This window comes from Brachybacterium kimchii, assembly GCF_023373525.1.
Lineage (GTDB): Bacteria > Actinomycetota > Actinomycetes > Actinomycetales > Dermabacteraceae > Brachybacterium > Brachybacterium kimchii.
Window position 1 is genome coordinate 700,535 of the sequence record NZ_CP097218.1, and the last position, 13,723, is coordinate 714,257.

The 13,723-nt window shown below is 73.8% G+C and carries 13 protein-coding genes and 1 tRNA gene; 11 read left to right on the plus strand and 3 right to left on the minus strand.

From position 1 onward, the window contains the following. Positions 1-73: transfer RNA gene (locus M4486_RS03185), tRNA-Ala, on the plus strand. A gap of 130 nt (positions 74-203) precedes the next feature. On the opposite strand, the gene M4486_RS03190 is transcribed toward M4486_RS03185, so the two are convergent. Beyond that, positions 204-1,232, minus strand: a complete 1,029-nt coding sequence (locus M4486_RS03190) for a pyridoxal-phosphate dependent enzyme (RefSeq protein ID WP_249479587.1) — start codon at positions 1,230-1,232, stop codon at positions 204-206. Between the two features lie 288 nt (positions 1,233-1,520). Here M4486_RS03190 and M4486_RS03195 point away from each other — a divergent pair, with 288 nt between their 5' ends. From M4486_RS03195 to M4486_RS03210, 4 genes are all read left to right on the plus strand, one after another. Further along, on the plus strand, positions 1,521-2,726 hold the full coding sequence (locus M4486_RS03195; protein ID WP_249479589.1) for a sensor histidine kinase: 1,206 nt from the start codon (positions 1,521-1,523) through the stop codon (positions 2,724-2,726). Then, the gene (locus M4486_RS03200) at positions 2,723-3,385 is read left to right on the plus strand and encodes a response regulator transcription factor (protein WP_249479591.1); all 663 of its coding nucleotides are present in this window, start codon (positions 2,723-2,725) and stop codon (positions 3,383-3,385) included. The genes M4486_RS03195 and M4486_RS03200 overlap by 4 nt, the downstream gene beginning before the upstream one ends. A gap of 157 nt (positions 3,386-3,542) precedes the next feature. Continuing rightward, the gene (locus tag M4486_RS03205) at positions 3,543-3,920 is read left to right on the plus strand and encodes an SHOCT domain-containing protein (RefSeq protein WP_249479593.1); all 378 of its coding nucleotides are present in this window, start codon (positions 3,543-3,545) and stop codon (positions 3,918-3,920) included. A gap of 235 nt (positions 3,921-4,155) precedes the next feature. Then, positions 4,156-5,883 (plus strand): diflavin oxidoreductase, encoded by a 1,728-nt coding sequence (locus M4486_RS03210; RefSeq protein ID WP_249479595.1) that lies wholly within the window; start codon positions 4,156-4,158, stop codon positions 5,881-5,883. Between the two features lie 17 nt (positions 5,884-5,900). Here M4486_RS03210 and M4486_RS03215 read toward each other — a convergent pair whose 3' ends face one another. After that, the gene (locus M4486_RS03215) at positions 5,901-6,422 is read right to left on the minus strand and encodes a DUF6314 family protein (RefSeq protein ID WP_249479597.1); all 522 of its coding nucleotides are present in this window, start codon (positions 6,420-6,422) and stop codon (positions 5,901-5,903) included. Positions 6,423-6,792: 370 nt separating this feature from the next. Between M4486_RS03215 and M4486_RS03220 the strand changes: the two genes are divergently transcribed. The 6 genes from M4486_RS03220 to M4486_RS03245 all read left to right on the plus strand — a co-directional run bounded on the left by M4486_RS03220 (position 6,793) and on the right by M4486_RS03245 (position 13,491). After that, positions 6,793-8,325 (plus strand): MDR family MFS transporter, encoded by a 1,533-nt coding sequence (locus tag M4486_RS03220; protein ID WP_249479601.1) that lies wholly within the window; start codon positions 6,793-6,795, stop codon positions 8,323-8,325. A 34-nt stretch (positions 8,326-8,359) separates the two neighbouring features. Further along, positions 8,360-9,136: an HAD family hydrolase gene (locus tag M4486_RS03225; protein ID WP_249479603.1), complete on the plus strand. Its 777-nt coding sequence runs from the start codon at positions 8,360-8,362 to the stop codon at positions 9,134-9,136. An 86-nt stretch (positions 9,137-9,222) separates the two neighbouring features. Next, positions 9,223-10,269: an FAD-dependent oxidoreductase gene (locus tag M4486_RS03230; protein ID WP_249479606.1), complete on the plus strand. Its 1,047-nt coding sequence runs from the start codon at positions 9,223-9,225 to the stop codon at positions 10,267-10,269. Between the two features lie 97 nt (positions 10,270-10,366). Beyond that, positions 10,367-11,227 (plus strand): siderophore-interacting protein, encoded by an 861-nt coding sequence (locus M4486_RS03235; protein WP_249479608.1) that lies wholly within the window; start codon positions 10,367-10,369, stop codon positions 11,225-11,227. Positions 11,228-11,237: 10 nt separating this feature from the next. Beyond that, complete coding sequence (locus tag M4486_RS03240) at positions 11,238-11,897, plus strand: DNA-3-methyladenine glycosylase I (protein ID WP_249479610.1); 660 nt, start codon at positions 11,238-11,240, stop codon at positions 11,895-11,897. Positions 11,898-12,090: 193 nt separating this feature from the next. Next, positions 12,091-13,491 carry an O-acetylhomoserine aminocarboxypropyltransferase/cysteine synthase family protein gene (locus M4486_RS03245; RefSeq protein WP_249479615.1) on the plus strand — a complete coding sequence of 467 codons (1,401 nt, stop codon included), beginning with the start codon at positions 12,091-12,093 and terminating at the stop codon, positions 13,489-13,491. On the opposite strand, the gene M4486_RS03250 is transcribed toward M4486_RS03245, so the two are convergent. Further along, the gene (locus M4486_RS03250; RefSeq protein ID WP_249479617.1) at positions 13,454-13,666 is read right to left on the minus strand and encodes a hypothetical protein; all 213 of its coding nucleotides are present in this window, start codon (positions 13,664-13,666) and stop codon (positions 13,454-13,456) included. The genes M4486_RS03245 and M4486_RS03250 overlap by 38 nt on opposite strands. Between the last annotated feature and the right edge of the window lie 57 nt (positions 13,667-13,723).

Here is a 13,723-nt window from a genome sequence, read left to right on the forward strand (position 1 = left end):
GGGGCTATGGCGCAGTTGGTAGCGCGCTTCCATGGCATGGAAGAGGTCAGGGGTTCGAATCCCCTTAGCTCCACTCGAGAAACCGTGAGACAGTGACTCGTCACGAAGGCCCCCACCGGATGGTGGGGGCCTTCGTCGCGTCCGGGACGCTCGTGGAGCCGTCGGACCGGACGACGACCGTCGGCCGGCGGCCGGCGGCCCTGTCACTGCTCGAGATCGAGCTCCCGCAGCACGGCTGTCGGCACCAGGGACTCCGGCTCGTCGACCTCGAAGCCGTTCTCGCGCATCCACGCGTCGTCGAAGAGCTTCCCGAGGTATCCGCGCCCGTGATCGGGGAGCAGGGCGACCACGACCGCGTCGGCCGGCAGCTCCCGAGCCTCGCGCAGGGCGGCGACCACGGCCATGCCGCTCGAGCCGCCCACCAGCAGACCCTCCTCGCGGGCGAGGCGACGCGCCATCGCGAAGGACTCCGCGTCGGGGACCCGCTGGAGGCGGTCGACGAACTCGGGATCGAAGGTCTCGGGGACGAAGGTGACGCCCACGCCCTCGATGAGGTTCGCGTGGATCTGCTCGGGATCGTCGGGGTCCGCCGAGTAGATCGACCCCTCCGGATCCGCGCCGATCACCCGCACGCGACCTCCGGAGGCCTCCTTGAGGAAGCGTCCCGCGCCGCTGATCGTCCCGCCCGTGCCGATGCCGGCGACGAAGTGCGTGACCGCGCCGTCGGTGTCGCGCCAGACCTCCGGCCCCGTGGTCTGGAAATGCGCGAGCGGACCGTTCCGGTTCACGAACTGGTTGGGCTGGAAGGCGCCGGGGATCTCGCGCGTGAGCCGATCGGCGACGCTGTAGTAGGAGCGGGGGTCCTCCTTCGGCACCGCGGCCGGCGTCACCACGACCTCCGCGCCGTAGGCGCTGAGCACGGCGCGGCGGTCCGCACCCACCTTGTCCGGCACCACGAAGACCGTCCGGTAGCCGCGCTGCTGGGCGACCAGGGCGAGGCCCACACCGGTGTTGCCGCTCGTGGGCTCGACGATCACGCCGCCCGGGCGCAGACGGCCCTCCCGTTCGGCGGCGTCGATGATGGTGCGGGCGATGCGGTCCTTCGAGGAGCCGCCGGGGTTGAAGTACTCGACCTTGACCAGGACGGTCGCGTCGATCCCCTCGGTGACGCGCTGCAGGCGGAGGAGGGGAGTGGAGCCGATCAGATCGGCTGCGGACTGGGCATAGTGCACGGAAGGTGTCCTCTGGACGGGGCGCGGCGGAAGGCGTCGACGCCGCGCGGTGGTCGATGGATCGTCGGGCGCGCTCGGCAGGGAGCGCGGGCGCGCTCGGGCCGAGCGCAGGCGCTCAGGGACGACAACGACAGGTCAGCACGGCGCCACGGTAGCCCTCCGCGGGCGCCAGGGGCAATCGGAGCGCGCAGGCCCCACCGCCCGCGCCTCGGCCTGCTCCCCCGGGAGCAGTGGGACATGCTCCCGGGGGAGGGCGACCCGGCGCACGCTCCGGCGTAGCCTTCGAGCATGCGCGCGAGAGACGGGGCGGATCCCTCGCCCCGCCCCCGGGGCCGACGGGGTCCGGGGCGCGTGGTCGCGCTGGTGCCCGCCCTCGTCGCCCTCCTCGTCCAGGTGCCGCCGACGCTCGCCGTCGGCGTGTGGACGGAGACGGCTCCCGCACTGATCGCGGTGCGGACCGCAGCGGCTGTGCTCTCGGCGCTCGCCCTGCTCGCGGTCTGGAAGCGGCCCGGGCCGACGGTGATCGTGATCGCGCCGCTCGCGCTCGTGCTGCTGTTCCTGCCGCCGCCCTTCGGCCCTCCGCCGGTCGCTCTCGGCATAGCGCTGGTGATCGCGCTGGTGCGCGCCGCCCCCGTGTGGGCGCTCGCGACCGCGTGCAGCACGTGGGTGCTGGGGGTCGTGCTCGCCGAACTGCTGTGGCCCACCGGTGCACCCCAGCGGATCATCGCGGGGACCGTGATGCTGGCCGTCTGCCTCGGCCTCGGCATGGGCATCCGCTCGCGCTCCGAGCGGATGCGCAGGCGGGAGGCCCTGCTCGAGCAGCGGCGCCGGGAGGCCGAGCAGGCCGAGCGCGACCAGATCGCCCGCGAGCTGCACGACGTCCTCTCCCACTCCCTCTCCCAGATCTCCGTGCAGGCGGGGATGGGACTCCACCTGTTCGACAGGGACCCTGCGAAGGCCCGCGAATCCCTCGGGAACGTCCGCCGCCTCGCGGGCGGCGGCCTCGAGGAGGCCCGCGGAGTGCTCGCGACCCTGCGCGGCGAGGAGGCGCCGCTGACCCCGGAGCCGCAGCTCGCGGACCTCCCCGCGCTCCTCGAGCAGCATCGGGGCCTCGGGCTCGCGATCACCCTGGACAGCGACCTCGAGGGCGCGGGCCCTCGCGGCACGGACCCACTCGGTGCGGACCCGCGCGATGCGGGGGCCCCGGCGGGCCGCACCCAGGCGACCGCCGTCCGCATCGTCCGCGAGGCGCTCACCAACGTGGTGCGGCACTCCGGGGCGGAGACGGCCGAGGTCAGGCTGCGCCGCGAGGGCGCGGCGCTCCGGATCGAGGTCGTCGATGACGGAGTGGGCACCGCGCTCGCCCATCCCGGGGCGGGGATCCGCAGCATGAGGGACCGCGCCGAGCTCCTCGGCGGGACCCTCGCCCTCGGCCCCGGTCCGCGGGGACGCGGGACGATCGTCACCGCACGGCTTCCCTGGAGGCAGACATGATCCGCGTCGCCATCGCCGACGACCACCAGCTCGTGCGCGGCGGGTTCCGCGCCCTGCTCGACGCCGAGGAGGACATCGACGTCGTCCTCGAGGCCGCCGGCGGCCGGGAGCTGCTCGCGGCGCTGCGTCGGACCCCGGTGGACGTCGCCCTCGTGGACATCCGGATGCCCGAGGGCGACGGGCTCTGGGCCACTGAGCAGATCGCCGCCGACCCCGCCCTCCGCGCGCTGCGCGTGGTGATCGTGACGACCTTCGAGCTCGACGAGTACGTGGTGCGGGCGATCCGCGCGGGCGCCGCGGGCTTCCTGGTCAAGGACACCGAGCCCGCCGATCTGATCCGCGCCGTGCGGGTCGTGCACGAGGGCGGCGCCCTGCTCTCGCCGGGCATCACCCGACTGCTCCTGGACCGCGCCGCCGGAGGCCTGCGCGAGCGCCCGGAGCCCGCCGCGCTCGGCGAGCTCACCGAGCGCGAACGGGAGGTGCTGCGCCTGGTCGGAGAGGGGCTCAGCAACGAGGAGATCGCCGGCAGGCTCGTGCTCTCCCCGCTCACGGCGAAGACGCACGTCTCGCGGATCATGCAGAAGGTCGGCGCCCGTGATCGCGCGCGCCTGGTCGTGCTCGCCTACGAGACGGGAGTGGTGCGACCCGGCTGGCGCTGATGGGGTCCGGCCGGGGCCGGCGAGCCCCGGCACCTCGCCCCTGCTCCCGGGGGAGCAGACGGAGTGACTCCCCGCGCGGGATGTGCGACGGACCCGTGCCCGGTTCGCTGGAGGCATCGGGTCGCCGCACGTGCGGCCCCTGTCGGAAGGACACGCCATGCACACCGCGATCACCACCGCTCTCACCTCGACGCACACCGCTCCTCTGCTCGCCGACGGCGGAGCAGGCCCGTGGGGCGCCCACCCCGTCGGTCCGTTCTTCCTGCTCGCACCCCTGTTCTGGCTCGTGGTGCTCGTGGTCGCGATCTTGCTGCTGACCCGAGGACGCCGGCGCTGGTCCGCCGAGCGCCGCGAGGAGCGCGAGCAGCACCGGGTCGAGGAGCGAGCACGTCGGGCCGACGAGGCCCTCGCGCCGCTGCGCCGCGCCGAGCTGACCCTCGCCGAGCGCTTCGCCCGGGGCGACCTCGAGGAGGCCGAGTACCGCCAGCGGCTCGAGGTGCTGCGCGCGAGCGCCGCCCTCACCGAGCGGAGCTGAGCGAGAGCACGGGAACCCGGGCAGTGACGGCCGGGGCCTGCGGAACCAGTGACCTCGGCGCCCCACGTCGGGCAGGCTGTGTGACCCACGGCATCCGCAGGCCGCCGCGGGGGTCCGTACGCTGGAGGCACGCCCCATCAGGAACGGAACTCCGTCTGCCCTGGAGGCGATCGCCACGACCAGCTGGACCACCACCGTCGGCACCCACGACACCATCGGCTCGAGCGCGCAGCCCGTGCTCCACGTGCTCTACGCGTCCGAGACCGGGAACGGCGAGGAGCTCGCCGAACGCGTCGCGCTGCCCGCCGCCCGCGCCGCCGGCATCGGCGTGCGCGTGCGCGAGATCGACGCCGTGCCCCTCGAGGAGCTCGCGCAGATGCGCTGGGCCCTGTTCGTCGTCTCCACCACCGGGCAGGGCGATGTCCCCTACGACGTCGAGGAGCTGTGGGACGCGCTGATCGCCTCGGACGCGCCGGAGCTCGACCAGCTGCGCTTCGGGGTGCTCGCCCTCGGGGACCGGGTCTACGCGGACTTCTGCCAGGCGGGCATCGAGTTCGACGACCGCCTCGCCGAGCTCGGCGCGCAGCGTCTCGTCGACCTCGTCACCTGCGACTACGACTACGAGACCCCCGCCTCGCGCTGGCTGCGCGAGGGGATCGACACGGTCGCCCGCGACATGGCCGAGGCCACCGGTGGGGCGGACCCTCGGGAGCCGTCGAGCACGGACACGGGTGCGAGCGGCCCCGAGCCCGCCGCGGCCGGGTCACTGATGGTCGAGCCCGAGCCGCTGCGCATCCCCGACCCCGCGGCCCGGACCGACGGGACCGCGGTCATCGAGCACGTGCGGGTGCTCACCGACACGGACCCCGATCGGGAGATCCTGCACTGCACGCTCGCTCTGCCACCCGCGCTCGTGGCCTCGGGGCCCGAGGGAGCGTCCTGGCAGGTCGGCGACTCGGTCGATCTGCTCGAGCCCAACGACCCTCGCCTCGTCACCGCCGTGCTCGACCGGCTGCGGATCGACCCGGACCAGATCGTGGAGGACGGGACGACGAGCATCTCCGCCGCACGTCTGCTGACCGAGCGGCTCGAGCTGCGCCAGCTGCCGCGATCGCTGGTGGAGGCGATCCAGGAACGCACCGGTGATGTCGAGCTCGGGCGGCTGCTCGCCTCGCGCGTCGCCGACTTCGAGCGCTGGAGATGGGGACGCGACCTCCTCTCCGTCCTCGAGGAGGTCCCACAGCTGCAGGCCGACGCCGAGGACCTCGCGCGGTGGCTGCGCCCCTTGCAGACGCGCGCCTACTCGATCGCCTCGAGCCCACGGGTGGACGCCCGTCGCGTGGACCTCACCGTGCGGACCCTCCGCTACGAGCGGGCCGGCCGGACCCTGGAGGGCACCGCGAGCGGCGCCCTCTCCCGGCTCTGTCGAGTCGCGGGCGCGGACTCCGGCGAGCGCCGCTCCCGGGAGGTCCTCGTGCGACACCGACCTGCACCCGGGTTCCGCCTGCCCGACGACCCGTCGGCCGATCTCGTGATGATCGGACCGGGCGTGGGCGTCGCACCGTTCCGCGGCTACCTCCAGGAGCGGAGCACCCGCGGCGACACGGGCCGCAACTGGCTTCTGTGCGGCATCCGCGAGCGCACCCGGGATCTGCTCTACGCGCGCGAGCTCGAGGCGTGGCATGAGGACGGGGTGCTCACGCGTCTGGACATCGCCGAGTCGCGTGCGGCGGACGGCGCCGAGTACGTCCAGCACACGATCGATCGCCTCGGTCCCGAGCTCTTCGCGTGGATCGACGGGGGAGCGCACCTGCACGTGTGCGGCGATGCGCGCGAGATGGCGCCCGCCGTGCGACTCGCCCTGCGCGCCGTCGCCTCACGGCAGCTGGGCTCTCCGGAGCGGGGCGCGGCCTGGGTGGCGCGGCTCCAGGCCGAGCACAGGTACCGGGAGGACGTGTACTGAGCCCGGGCGGCGGGGCCTCAGGGCCGCGGAGCGGTGAGGACGCTGCGGATCGTCATGTCCTTGGCCGGACCGTTGACCTCCCAGGTGACGCGCCATTCACGCTCGTCCGCGATCTCGACGAGGCCGTCGTAGCGGTCCTCGCCGCAGGGGTGCACCACGGCGCGTCCGGGCGCCCAGGGATGGAAGTCCCGGCCGTCGGCGAACAGGACCATCCATTCCTCGCCGGGGGATTCCGTGCGCGGCTCCCCGTCCTGGATTCCGTCGCGGCGCTCGATGAGGAGCTCGCGGCGCACGGGGATCGGCGGCGCATCCGCGGCGCCGCGGGTGAGCTCGCCGCTCTCGCGCCAGGCGATGCGTCCGTCCTCGCGCATCGAGAGCTCGGTCGTCCCGGTGACGTGCAGGGTCTCGCGGGCCCGACGGTCCTCGATGCGGCGCCTCAGCAGCCAGCTGCCGACGAGCTCCCGCGGGCTCGCACCCGGCGACACCCGAGGGCCGGGTCGGTCGGCGGAGGGCTGGTCGGGGGTGGAGGCGTCTCTCACCCGTCGAGGCTATCGAGGGCGCCGTGGAGGCGACAACAGCCCTCCGGCACCCTCGCGGCGGCGTGCGCGACCTCCGTCGGACGATCCCTCGGAAAACCCCCGTGACGCGAGCGGCCCCGGACGGCGATACTCGAGGGCGTGATCGTCGGCTCCCGCGGTGCGGACCACGGGAATACCTCCCGATCCGCCGACGTTCCCCTCAGTGCCGCTCGCGTCGACGCCAGGCGCCGGTCCACGGCGTCCGCCGTCGGCCTCGGCGCTCCCGCCCTTCCCGCAGGGCCGCCGGCTCCGCCGCTCCGGCCGCGGGCCCTCGACGACCCACCGGCGCCTCTCTCCCGCGAGCGCGCCGCCGCCCTGACCCAGGAGTCCCATGTCCTCGCACGAGACCGCGCCCTCCCCGCAGCCCGCCGCGCCGCCGGCCACGGGCATCGATCCCCAGGGCATGCGCGTCATCTGGCTGCTGCTGGTCGCCGCCTTCGTGGCGATCCTCAACGAGACCACGATGGCGATCGCGATCCCTCATCTGAACAACGACCTGGGCATCGCCCCGGAGAACGGGCAGTGGCTCACCAGCGGCTTCATGCTCGTGATGGCCGTGGTCATCCCCACCACCGGCTTCCTGCTGCAGCGCTTCACGACGCGCCAGGTGTACCTCTTCGCCATCAGCGCGTTCTCCCTGGGGACGCTCGTGTGCCTGCTCGCGCTCGGCTTCCCGATGCTGCTGCTGGGGCGCGTCGTGCAGGCGATCGGCACAGGCATCATGATGCCGCTGCTGATGACCACGATCATGAACGTCGTGCCCGCGCACTCGCGCGGCCGCATGATGGGCCGCGTGGGCCTCGTGATCTCGCTCGCCCCCGCCATCGGCCCGACCCTCTCCGGGGCGGTCCTGGACACCCTGGGCTGGCGCTGGCTGTTCGGGATCGTGCTGCCGATCGCCCTCGTCGCCCTGCTGCTCGGCGCCCGCTGGATGACGAACCTCGGGGAGACGCTCCGCGCCCCGCTCGACGTGCTCTCCGTGATCCTCTCCGCCCTCGCCTTCGGCGGCCTCGTCTACGGGCTGAGCCTGCTGGGGTCGGCGCACGAATCCGCGAGCGGCGGCGGAGCGAGCGCGACCGTCCCGGGCCTGGGCACCCAGGGCACGGCGGCCGTCCTGATCGTCGTCGCCCTCGTGATCCTGGCCCTGTTCTGCCTGCGTCAGATCTCCCTGCAGCGCGCCGACGACGCGCTGCTGGACCTGCGGGTCTTCCGCTCGCGCACCTTCACCCTGGCCGTGATCATCATGGGCGTCGTCGCGATGGCCATGTTCGGCACGCTCACCCTGCTTCCGCTGTACCTGCAGAACGTCGCGGGCCTGGACGCGCTCATGTCCGGGCTGATCCTCATGCCCGGCTCGATCCTCATGGGACTGCTGGGACCCGTGATGGGCCGCGTCTACGACGCCAAGGGGCCGCGCGTCCTCCTCGTGCCCGGCACGATCGTGGTCGCGGGCGCCCTGCTGTTCTACTCGACGGTGGGCGAGGACACCGCCTGGCCCGTGCTGATGATCGTCCAGACCCTCATGTCCGTGGGCCTCGCGATGACCTTCACGCCGCTCTTCTCGGCCTCGCTCGGCTCGCTCCAGCGCCGTCTGTACTCCCACGGGTCGGCCGCGCTGAACACGCTCCAGCAGGTGGGCGGCGCGGCCGGCGTCGCCGTCCTCATCGGCCTGTACTCCTCGATCCTGCATCAGGGGGAGGCCGACGGCCTCTCGACCGCGACGGCCGGCGCCCCGGGCGCCCGGGCGGCGTTCCTCGTCGCAGGCCTGATCGCCCTCGTGCCCGTGGTGCTCGCCTGGTTCATCCGCCCGCCCGAGGAGGCCGAGGAGGAGCCCCAGCAGATCCCCGTCGAATCGGCCGCCTGAGCGGCGTGACGCCGCAGACCGCAGAATGGACGGCATGACCAGCGCTGCCGCCGCACCGCCCGAGCGATCCGCACCGCGCGTCGGGACCCTCGGCCTCGATGTGGACGCGACGCTCATCCACGGCCCGCTGGGGACCGTGATCGCGGACCTCGATGCGCAGGTCGCTCGCGAGCAGGGCATCGTCGGCCTCCACGACCAGGTGATGGCCGAGGCGCAGGTCCTCTTCGCCGAGGACCCGGCCGCGGCCTACGACTGGCAGGCGACCCTCGCCCGGGTGGCCCGCGAGCGCGGTGCCCGACTGCCCTTCGACATCGTCGAGCGCCTCGAGGAGGTCGCCCCGGCGCGCACCCGCCTCCTCGAGGACGACACTCCGGACGTGCTGCGCGCGGTGAGGGCCGAGGGCTGGCGGCTCGTGGTGATCACCAACGGCTGGCGCCGCTATCAGGTGCCGGCCCTGCGGGCGGTCGGCCTGCTCGACCTCGTCGACGACCTCGTCACCGCCGACTCCGCCGGCGCGCCGAAGCCCGACCCGGTGATGTTCGCGAGCGCCCAGAGCGGCGAGGGCCCCCTCGTGCACCTCGGGGACCGGCTCGACGACGACGTGCTCGGCGCCCACGGAGCGGGCGGCGCCGCGATCCTCTACTGCCCCTCGGCCCCCGCCGACGACGAGCCCTTCACGGACTTCCTCCGTGATCTCGCCGGGCGCCAGCAGGCGCGCGTCGACCCCGACGATCCGCTCGCACGCCCCGATGCGGTGATCTCCACGATCACGGATCTCCCCGGCGCGCTCCGAGCGCTCGCGTGGCCATGAACCAGCCGCCTCTCCCGCCCGACCGGTCCGTCCCGTCCGACGGGTCCGTCCCGTCCGATGGGCCCTCCCTGCGGGAGGCGGATGTGGTGGTCATCGGTGGGGGACAGGCGGGCCTCAGCGCCGGCCACCACCTGCTGCGCCGCGGGGCCGACGTCATCATGCTCGACGCCGAGGACGGTCCGGGCGGCGCCTGGCGACATCGCTGGGACTCGCTGACCATGGCGACGGTCAACCACATCGCCGACCTCCCCGACATGCCGCAGGACGACGTCCCCGAGACGGAGAGCGCGAACGTGGCGGTGCCCGCCTACTTCGCCGAGTTCGAGCGCCGCCGTTCCCTGCCCATCGAGCGGCCCGTCCGCGTGACCTCCGTGCGCCCCGAGGATCCGGAGACGGGGGTCGACTCGCCGCTGCGCGTCGACAGCGTCGACGGGCAGGGGAGGGCGCTCACGCCGATCCGCACGCGCGCGATCGTGAACGCGACCGGCACCTGGAGCAACCCGTTCGTCCCCTTCGTGCCGGGGATCGGCACCTTCCGCGGCCGCATGCTGCGCACGGTCGACTACCCGGGCGCCGAGGCCCTCTCCGGGCAGCGGATCGGCATCGTCGGCGGCGGGATCAGCGCCACCGGCTTCCTCGCCGAGCTCAGCGAGGTCGCGACGACCTTCTGGTACACGCGCCGTCAGCCGGTCTTCCGCGAGGGCGGATTCACCCCGGAGATCGAGGGCCGCGCGGCCGTCGCGATGGTCGAGGAGCGCGTGGCGCAGGGACTCGCCCCGCTCAGCGTGGTCTCCGTGACCGGCCTGCCCTGGAGTCCGGCCCTCGCGGCCGCCGATGCCCGTGGAGCGCTCCACCGACGGCCGATGTTCACGCGGATCGTGCCCGAGGGCGTGATCGAGGCCGACGGCACCACGACGCCCCTGGACGTGCTGCTCTGGGCCACCGGGTTCCGCGCGGCCCTGGACCACCTCGCGCCCCTGCATCTGCGCGCCCCGGGCGGCGGCATCCGCATGGACGGCAGCCAGGTCGCCGGCGACCCCCGCATCCACCTCGTCGGCTACGGCCCCAGCTCCTCGACCATCGGCGCCAACCGCGCGGGCCGCGCCGCCGCCCGCCGTCTCCTCCGCCGCTGACGTCCCGCCTCGACCAGCCCCGATTTAACGCAAGGGACGTGTGGCGATAATCCCTCGGTCCTGCAGGGTGTCGGCGGTCTGCCGTACTGTCGGAGGCATGAGCGACGCCACAGGATCCGGGACCGCAGCACCGACGCCCAAGGACCGGGGGAAGCGCCCCCCGCGCCCGCAGGCGGTCCTCGAGGTCATCGGCAAGCAGCGGATCACGCCGAACCTGCTGCGCGTGATCGTCGGCGGGGACCAGGTCGGCGTCCTGAACGACAACGACTCCACCGACAAGTACCTCAAGCTCCTGCTCCCGCAGCCGGGAAGCGGACTGCAGCCGCCCTACGACATGGAGGGGCTGCGCGAGACCGCGCCCGAGTCCATGCCGTCCCGACGCACCTACACGGTGCGCTCCTGGGACCGGGAGAAGCAGCTGCTCGCCCTGGACTTCGTGCTCCACGGCGAGGGCACGGTCGACGGGATCGCCGCCGCGTGGGCGGACGCCGTCCTTCCCGGTGACGTGGTGGCCGCGAACGGCGCCGGCGGCGGCTACGCCCCCGATCCGAAGACGGGCTTCCACCTGCTGATCGGCGACCACTCGGCGCTGCCCGCCATCGCCTCCGCCCTCGAGGCCATGGAGCCCGGGGCGCGCGGCATCGCCCTCGTCCAGCTCGATCACGCCGAGGACCAGCAGGACATCGACCACCCCGAGGGCGTCGAGCTGCGCTGGCTGATCGGCGACCGCGAGCAGCTGGTCAGCGAGACCGAGGGCCTGGACCTCCCGGAGGACGGGCTCCAGGTGTTCGCCCACGGTGAGCGCGGCATCATCAAGCAGATCCGCCGCAACCTCGTCAAGGAGCGCGGCATCGACCGCTCCCTCATCTCGATCTCCGCCTACTGGGCGGCCGGCCGCGTCGAGGACCAGTTCCAGGCCGAGAAGCGCGAGCCCGTCGGCCGCATCGACGAGGACTGAGTCCCGCGCGATGAGCGATCCGAGCGAGGACCTCGTCGTCGGCGAGGACGGGCTGGCCCGGCCCGTCTGGGCGAGCCGTCACGAGGACCTGCGCGAGTACTACGACACCGAGTGGGGGATGCCGCGGCGCACCGAGGCCGAGGTGTTCGAGCGCCTCGCGCTCGAGGGCTTCCAGTCCGGTCTCTCCTGGGCCACGATCCTGCGGCGTCGGCCCGGTTTCCGACGTGCCTTCGCGGACTTCGACCCCGAGGCGGTCGCCGGCTTCGGAGAGGCCGACGTGGAGCGTCTTCTCGCCGACGAGGGCATCATCCGCCACCGCGGCAAGATCGAGGCGACCATCGCCAACGCCCGCGCGACCCTCGCCCTGCGCGAGGCCGAGGGGATCGGAGCCCGCGGCGACCTCCCGCGCGGCTCGACCCTCGCCGACCTGGTCTGGAGCTACCGGCCGGAGACCGGCCCCGCCCCGCGCACCGCCGCCGAGGTGCCGACGACCTCCGCCGAGTCCCGAGCGCTCGCGAAGGAGCTCAAGGCCCGCGGATTCCGGTTCGTGGGGCCGACGACGATGTTCGCGCTCATGGAGGCGCTCGGCGTGGTCGACACCCACCTGCTGGGCTCCCACCGCCGCGGCAGCTCCGGCCTCTGGGACGAGACCGGCACGCCCCGCGCGTGAACAGCGCGCCCCGCGCCTGACCCGCGCGCCCCCCGGACTGAGCAGCACGCTCCGAGCCCGACCTGCACCTCCGATGGCGCGCGCCGCACGTGCGGTCATACGTGGTCACACTCCTGGGCGCTGGGCCCGCGTGCGCGCGAGAGTGGCCGGGAGCGGCGTCCTCGACCCCGTCGGCCGCTCGGGAGGAGAGGTCATGTCCACGACTTCGGTGCACGCCGGCTGGGACGCGCGCGACGCCCACGGCTCGCTCGTCCCCCCGATCTACGCGACCAGCGCCTACGCCCACAGTGGGCACGCCTCCCTCAAGGCGCTCTTCGCCCGGGAGAGCGAGGGGTTCGCCTACTCCCGCTCCGGGAACCCCACCACGGCCGTCCTCGAACAGCGCATCGCCGCTCTCGAGGGCGGGATCGGAGCGATCGCCGTGGCGAGCGGGCAGGCCGCCACCACGATCGCGCTGTGCTCCCTGCTCGAGCCGGGCACACACGTCGTCGCGTCCTCCCGGCTTTACGGCGGGACCACCGAGTTCCTCGACGACACCCTCGCCGACCTGCAGGTGAGCTGGAGCGCCGTCGACCCCTGGGACGTCGACGGCTGGCGCGACGCGATCCGACCCGAGACCCGCGTCCTCCTCCTCGAGTCGATCGCGAACCCGGGCGCGGAGCTCGCCGACCTCGATGCGATCAGCGCCGTCGCGCACGAGCACGGCGCGGTGGTGGTCGTCGACTCGACCCTCGCGAGCCCCGCCCTCTACCGTCCCGGGGAGCACGGGGCCGACGTGGTCGTGCACTCGGCCACCAAGTACCTCGCCGGGCACGGCACCACGATCGCCGGCCTCATCGTCGACATCGGCTCCTTCGATCCGCGCCGATGTCCCGAGCGCTGGCCGCGCCTGACCACCCCCAACGAGCGCTTCCACGTCACGTTCGCCGACGAGTACGAGGACGGCGGCTCCGGGCTGCTGGGCCTCGCCCGCGCCAAGTACGTCACGGACTTCGGCGCCACCCTTCCCGCCCAGAGCGCCCGCGACGTGCTCGTGGGCATCGAGACCCTCGACCTGCGCCTGGAGCGCATCAGCGCGCACGCCGAGCAGATCGCTCGCAGCCTTCAGGGCGCGGACGGAATCGCCCGCGTGAACCACCCGTCGGCCCCCGGGCGCGCCGACGCGCATCTCGCCGCACGGGATTTCCCCCGCGGCACCTCGGGAGTGTTCTCGATCGACCTCGAGGGCGGGGAGACGGCCGCGGCCGCGTTCTGCGACGCCCTGAGCGTCTTCACCCTGGCCGTGAACATCGGCGACGTCCGCTCCCTGGTCTGCCATCCGGCGACGACGACGCACTCGCACCTGAGTCCCGAGCAGCGGGCCGCCTGCGGCGTGGGCGAGGGCACGGTGCGGCTCAGCATCGGCCTCGAGGACCTGGACGATCTGCTCGCCGACCTGCGGCGGAGCCTCGCCGCCGCGTGCGCGGCGCGCGACTCGGGACCGGGCGACGTGGAGCTGGGAGACGCGGAACGGGGAGACGCGGCGCCGACGGGCACGCCGGGTCGCGCCTCGGTCCTCAGCGGCGCGGGCGCTTCCCGCTCGCGAACTGCTTGACCCGGCCGAACCAGCCGGCGGTGCTCACGGCGTTGCCGACGCCGCCGCCCACCGCATGCCCTGCGGACGCGCCGAGGATCCGGTCGTTGCAGCGCTCGCACAGCACGCGCCCCGTGAACGACCTCCGGGCGCGGCCGCGGATCACTCTCCTGCACTGTTCGCATCGCTGAGCCATGCCTCGAGTCTGCCCCAGCGGGGCAGATCCGTCGAACGGGCCGCGTGCCTCGGCAGG

Excerpts from the sequence above, each read along its gene's own strand:
- M4486_RS03235 (WP_249479608.1), top strand. The coding sequence starts at position 10,367 with ATGAGCGACGCCACAGGATCCGGGACCGCAGCACCGACGCCCAAGGAC.
- M4486_RS03195 (WP_249479589.1), top strand. The coding sequence starts at position 1,521 with ATGCGCGCGAGAGACGGGGCGGATCCCTCGCCCCGCCCCCGGGGCCGA.
- M4486_RS03200 (WP_249479591.1), top strand. The coding sequence starts at position 2,723 with ATGATCCGCGTCGCCATCGCCGACGACCACCAGCTCGTGCGCGGCGGG.
- M4486_RS03205 (WP_249479593.1), top strand. The coding sequence starts at position 3,543 with ATGCACACCGCGATCACCACCGCTCTCACCTCGACGCACACCGCTCCT.
- M4486_RS03245 (WP_249479615.1), top strand. The coding sequence starts at position 12,091 with ATGTCCACGACTTCGGTGCACGCCGGCTGGGACGCGCGCGACGCCCAC.
- M4486_RS03240 (WP_249479610.1), top strand. The coding sequence starts at position 11,238 with ATGAGCGATCCGAGCGAGGACCTCGTCGTCGGCGAGGACGGGCTGGCC.
- M4486_RS03220 (WP_249479601.1), top strand. The coding sequence starts at position 6,793 with ATGTCCTCGCACGAGACCGCGCCCTCCCCGCAGCCCGCCGCGCCGCCG.
- M4486_RS03250 (WP_249479617.1), bottom strand. The coding sequence starts at position 13,666 with ATGGCTCAGCGATGCGAACAGTGCAGGAGAGTGATCCGCGGCCGCGCC.
- M4486_RS03225 (WP_249479603.1), top strand. The coding sequence starts at position 8,360 with ATGACCAGCGCTGCCGCCGCACCGCCCGAGCGATCCGCACCGCGCGTC.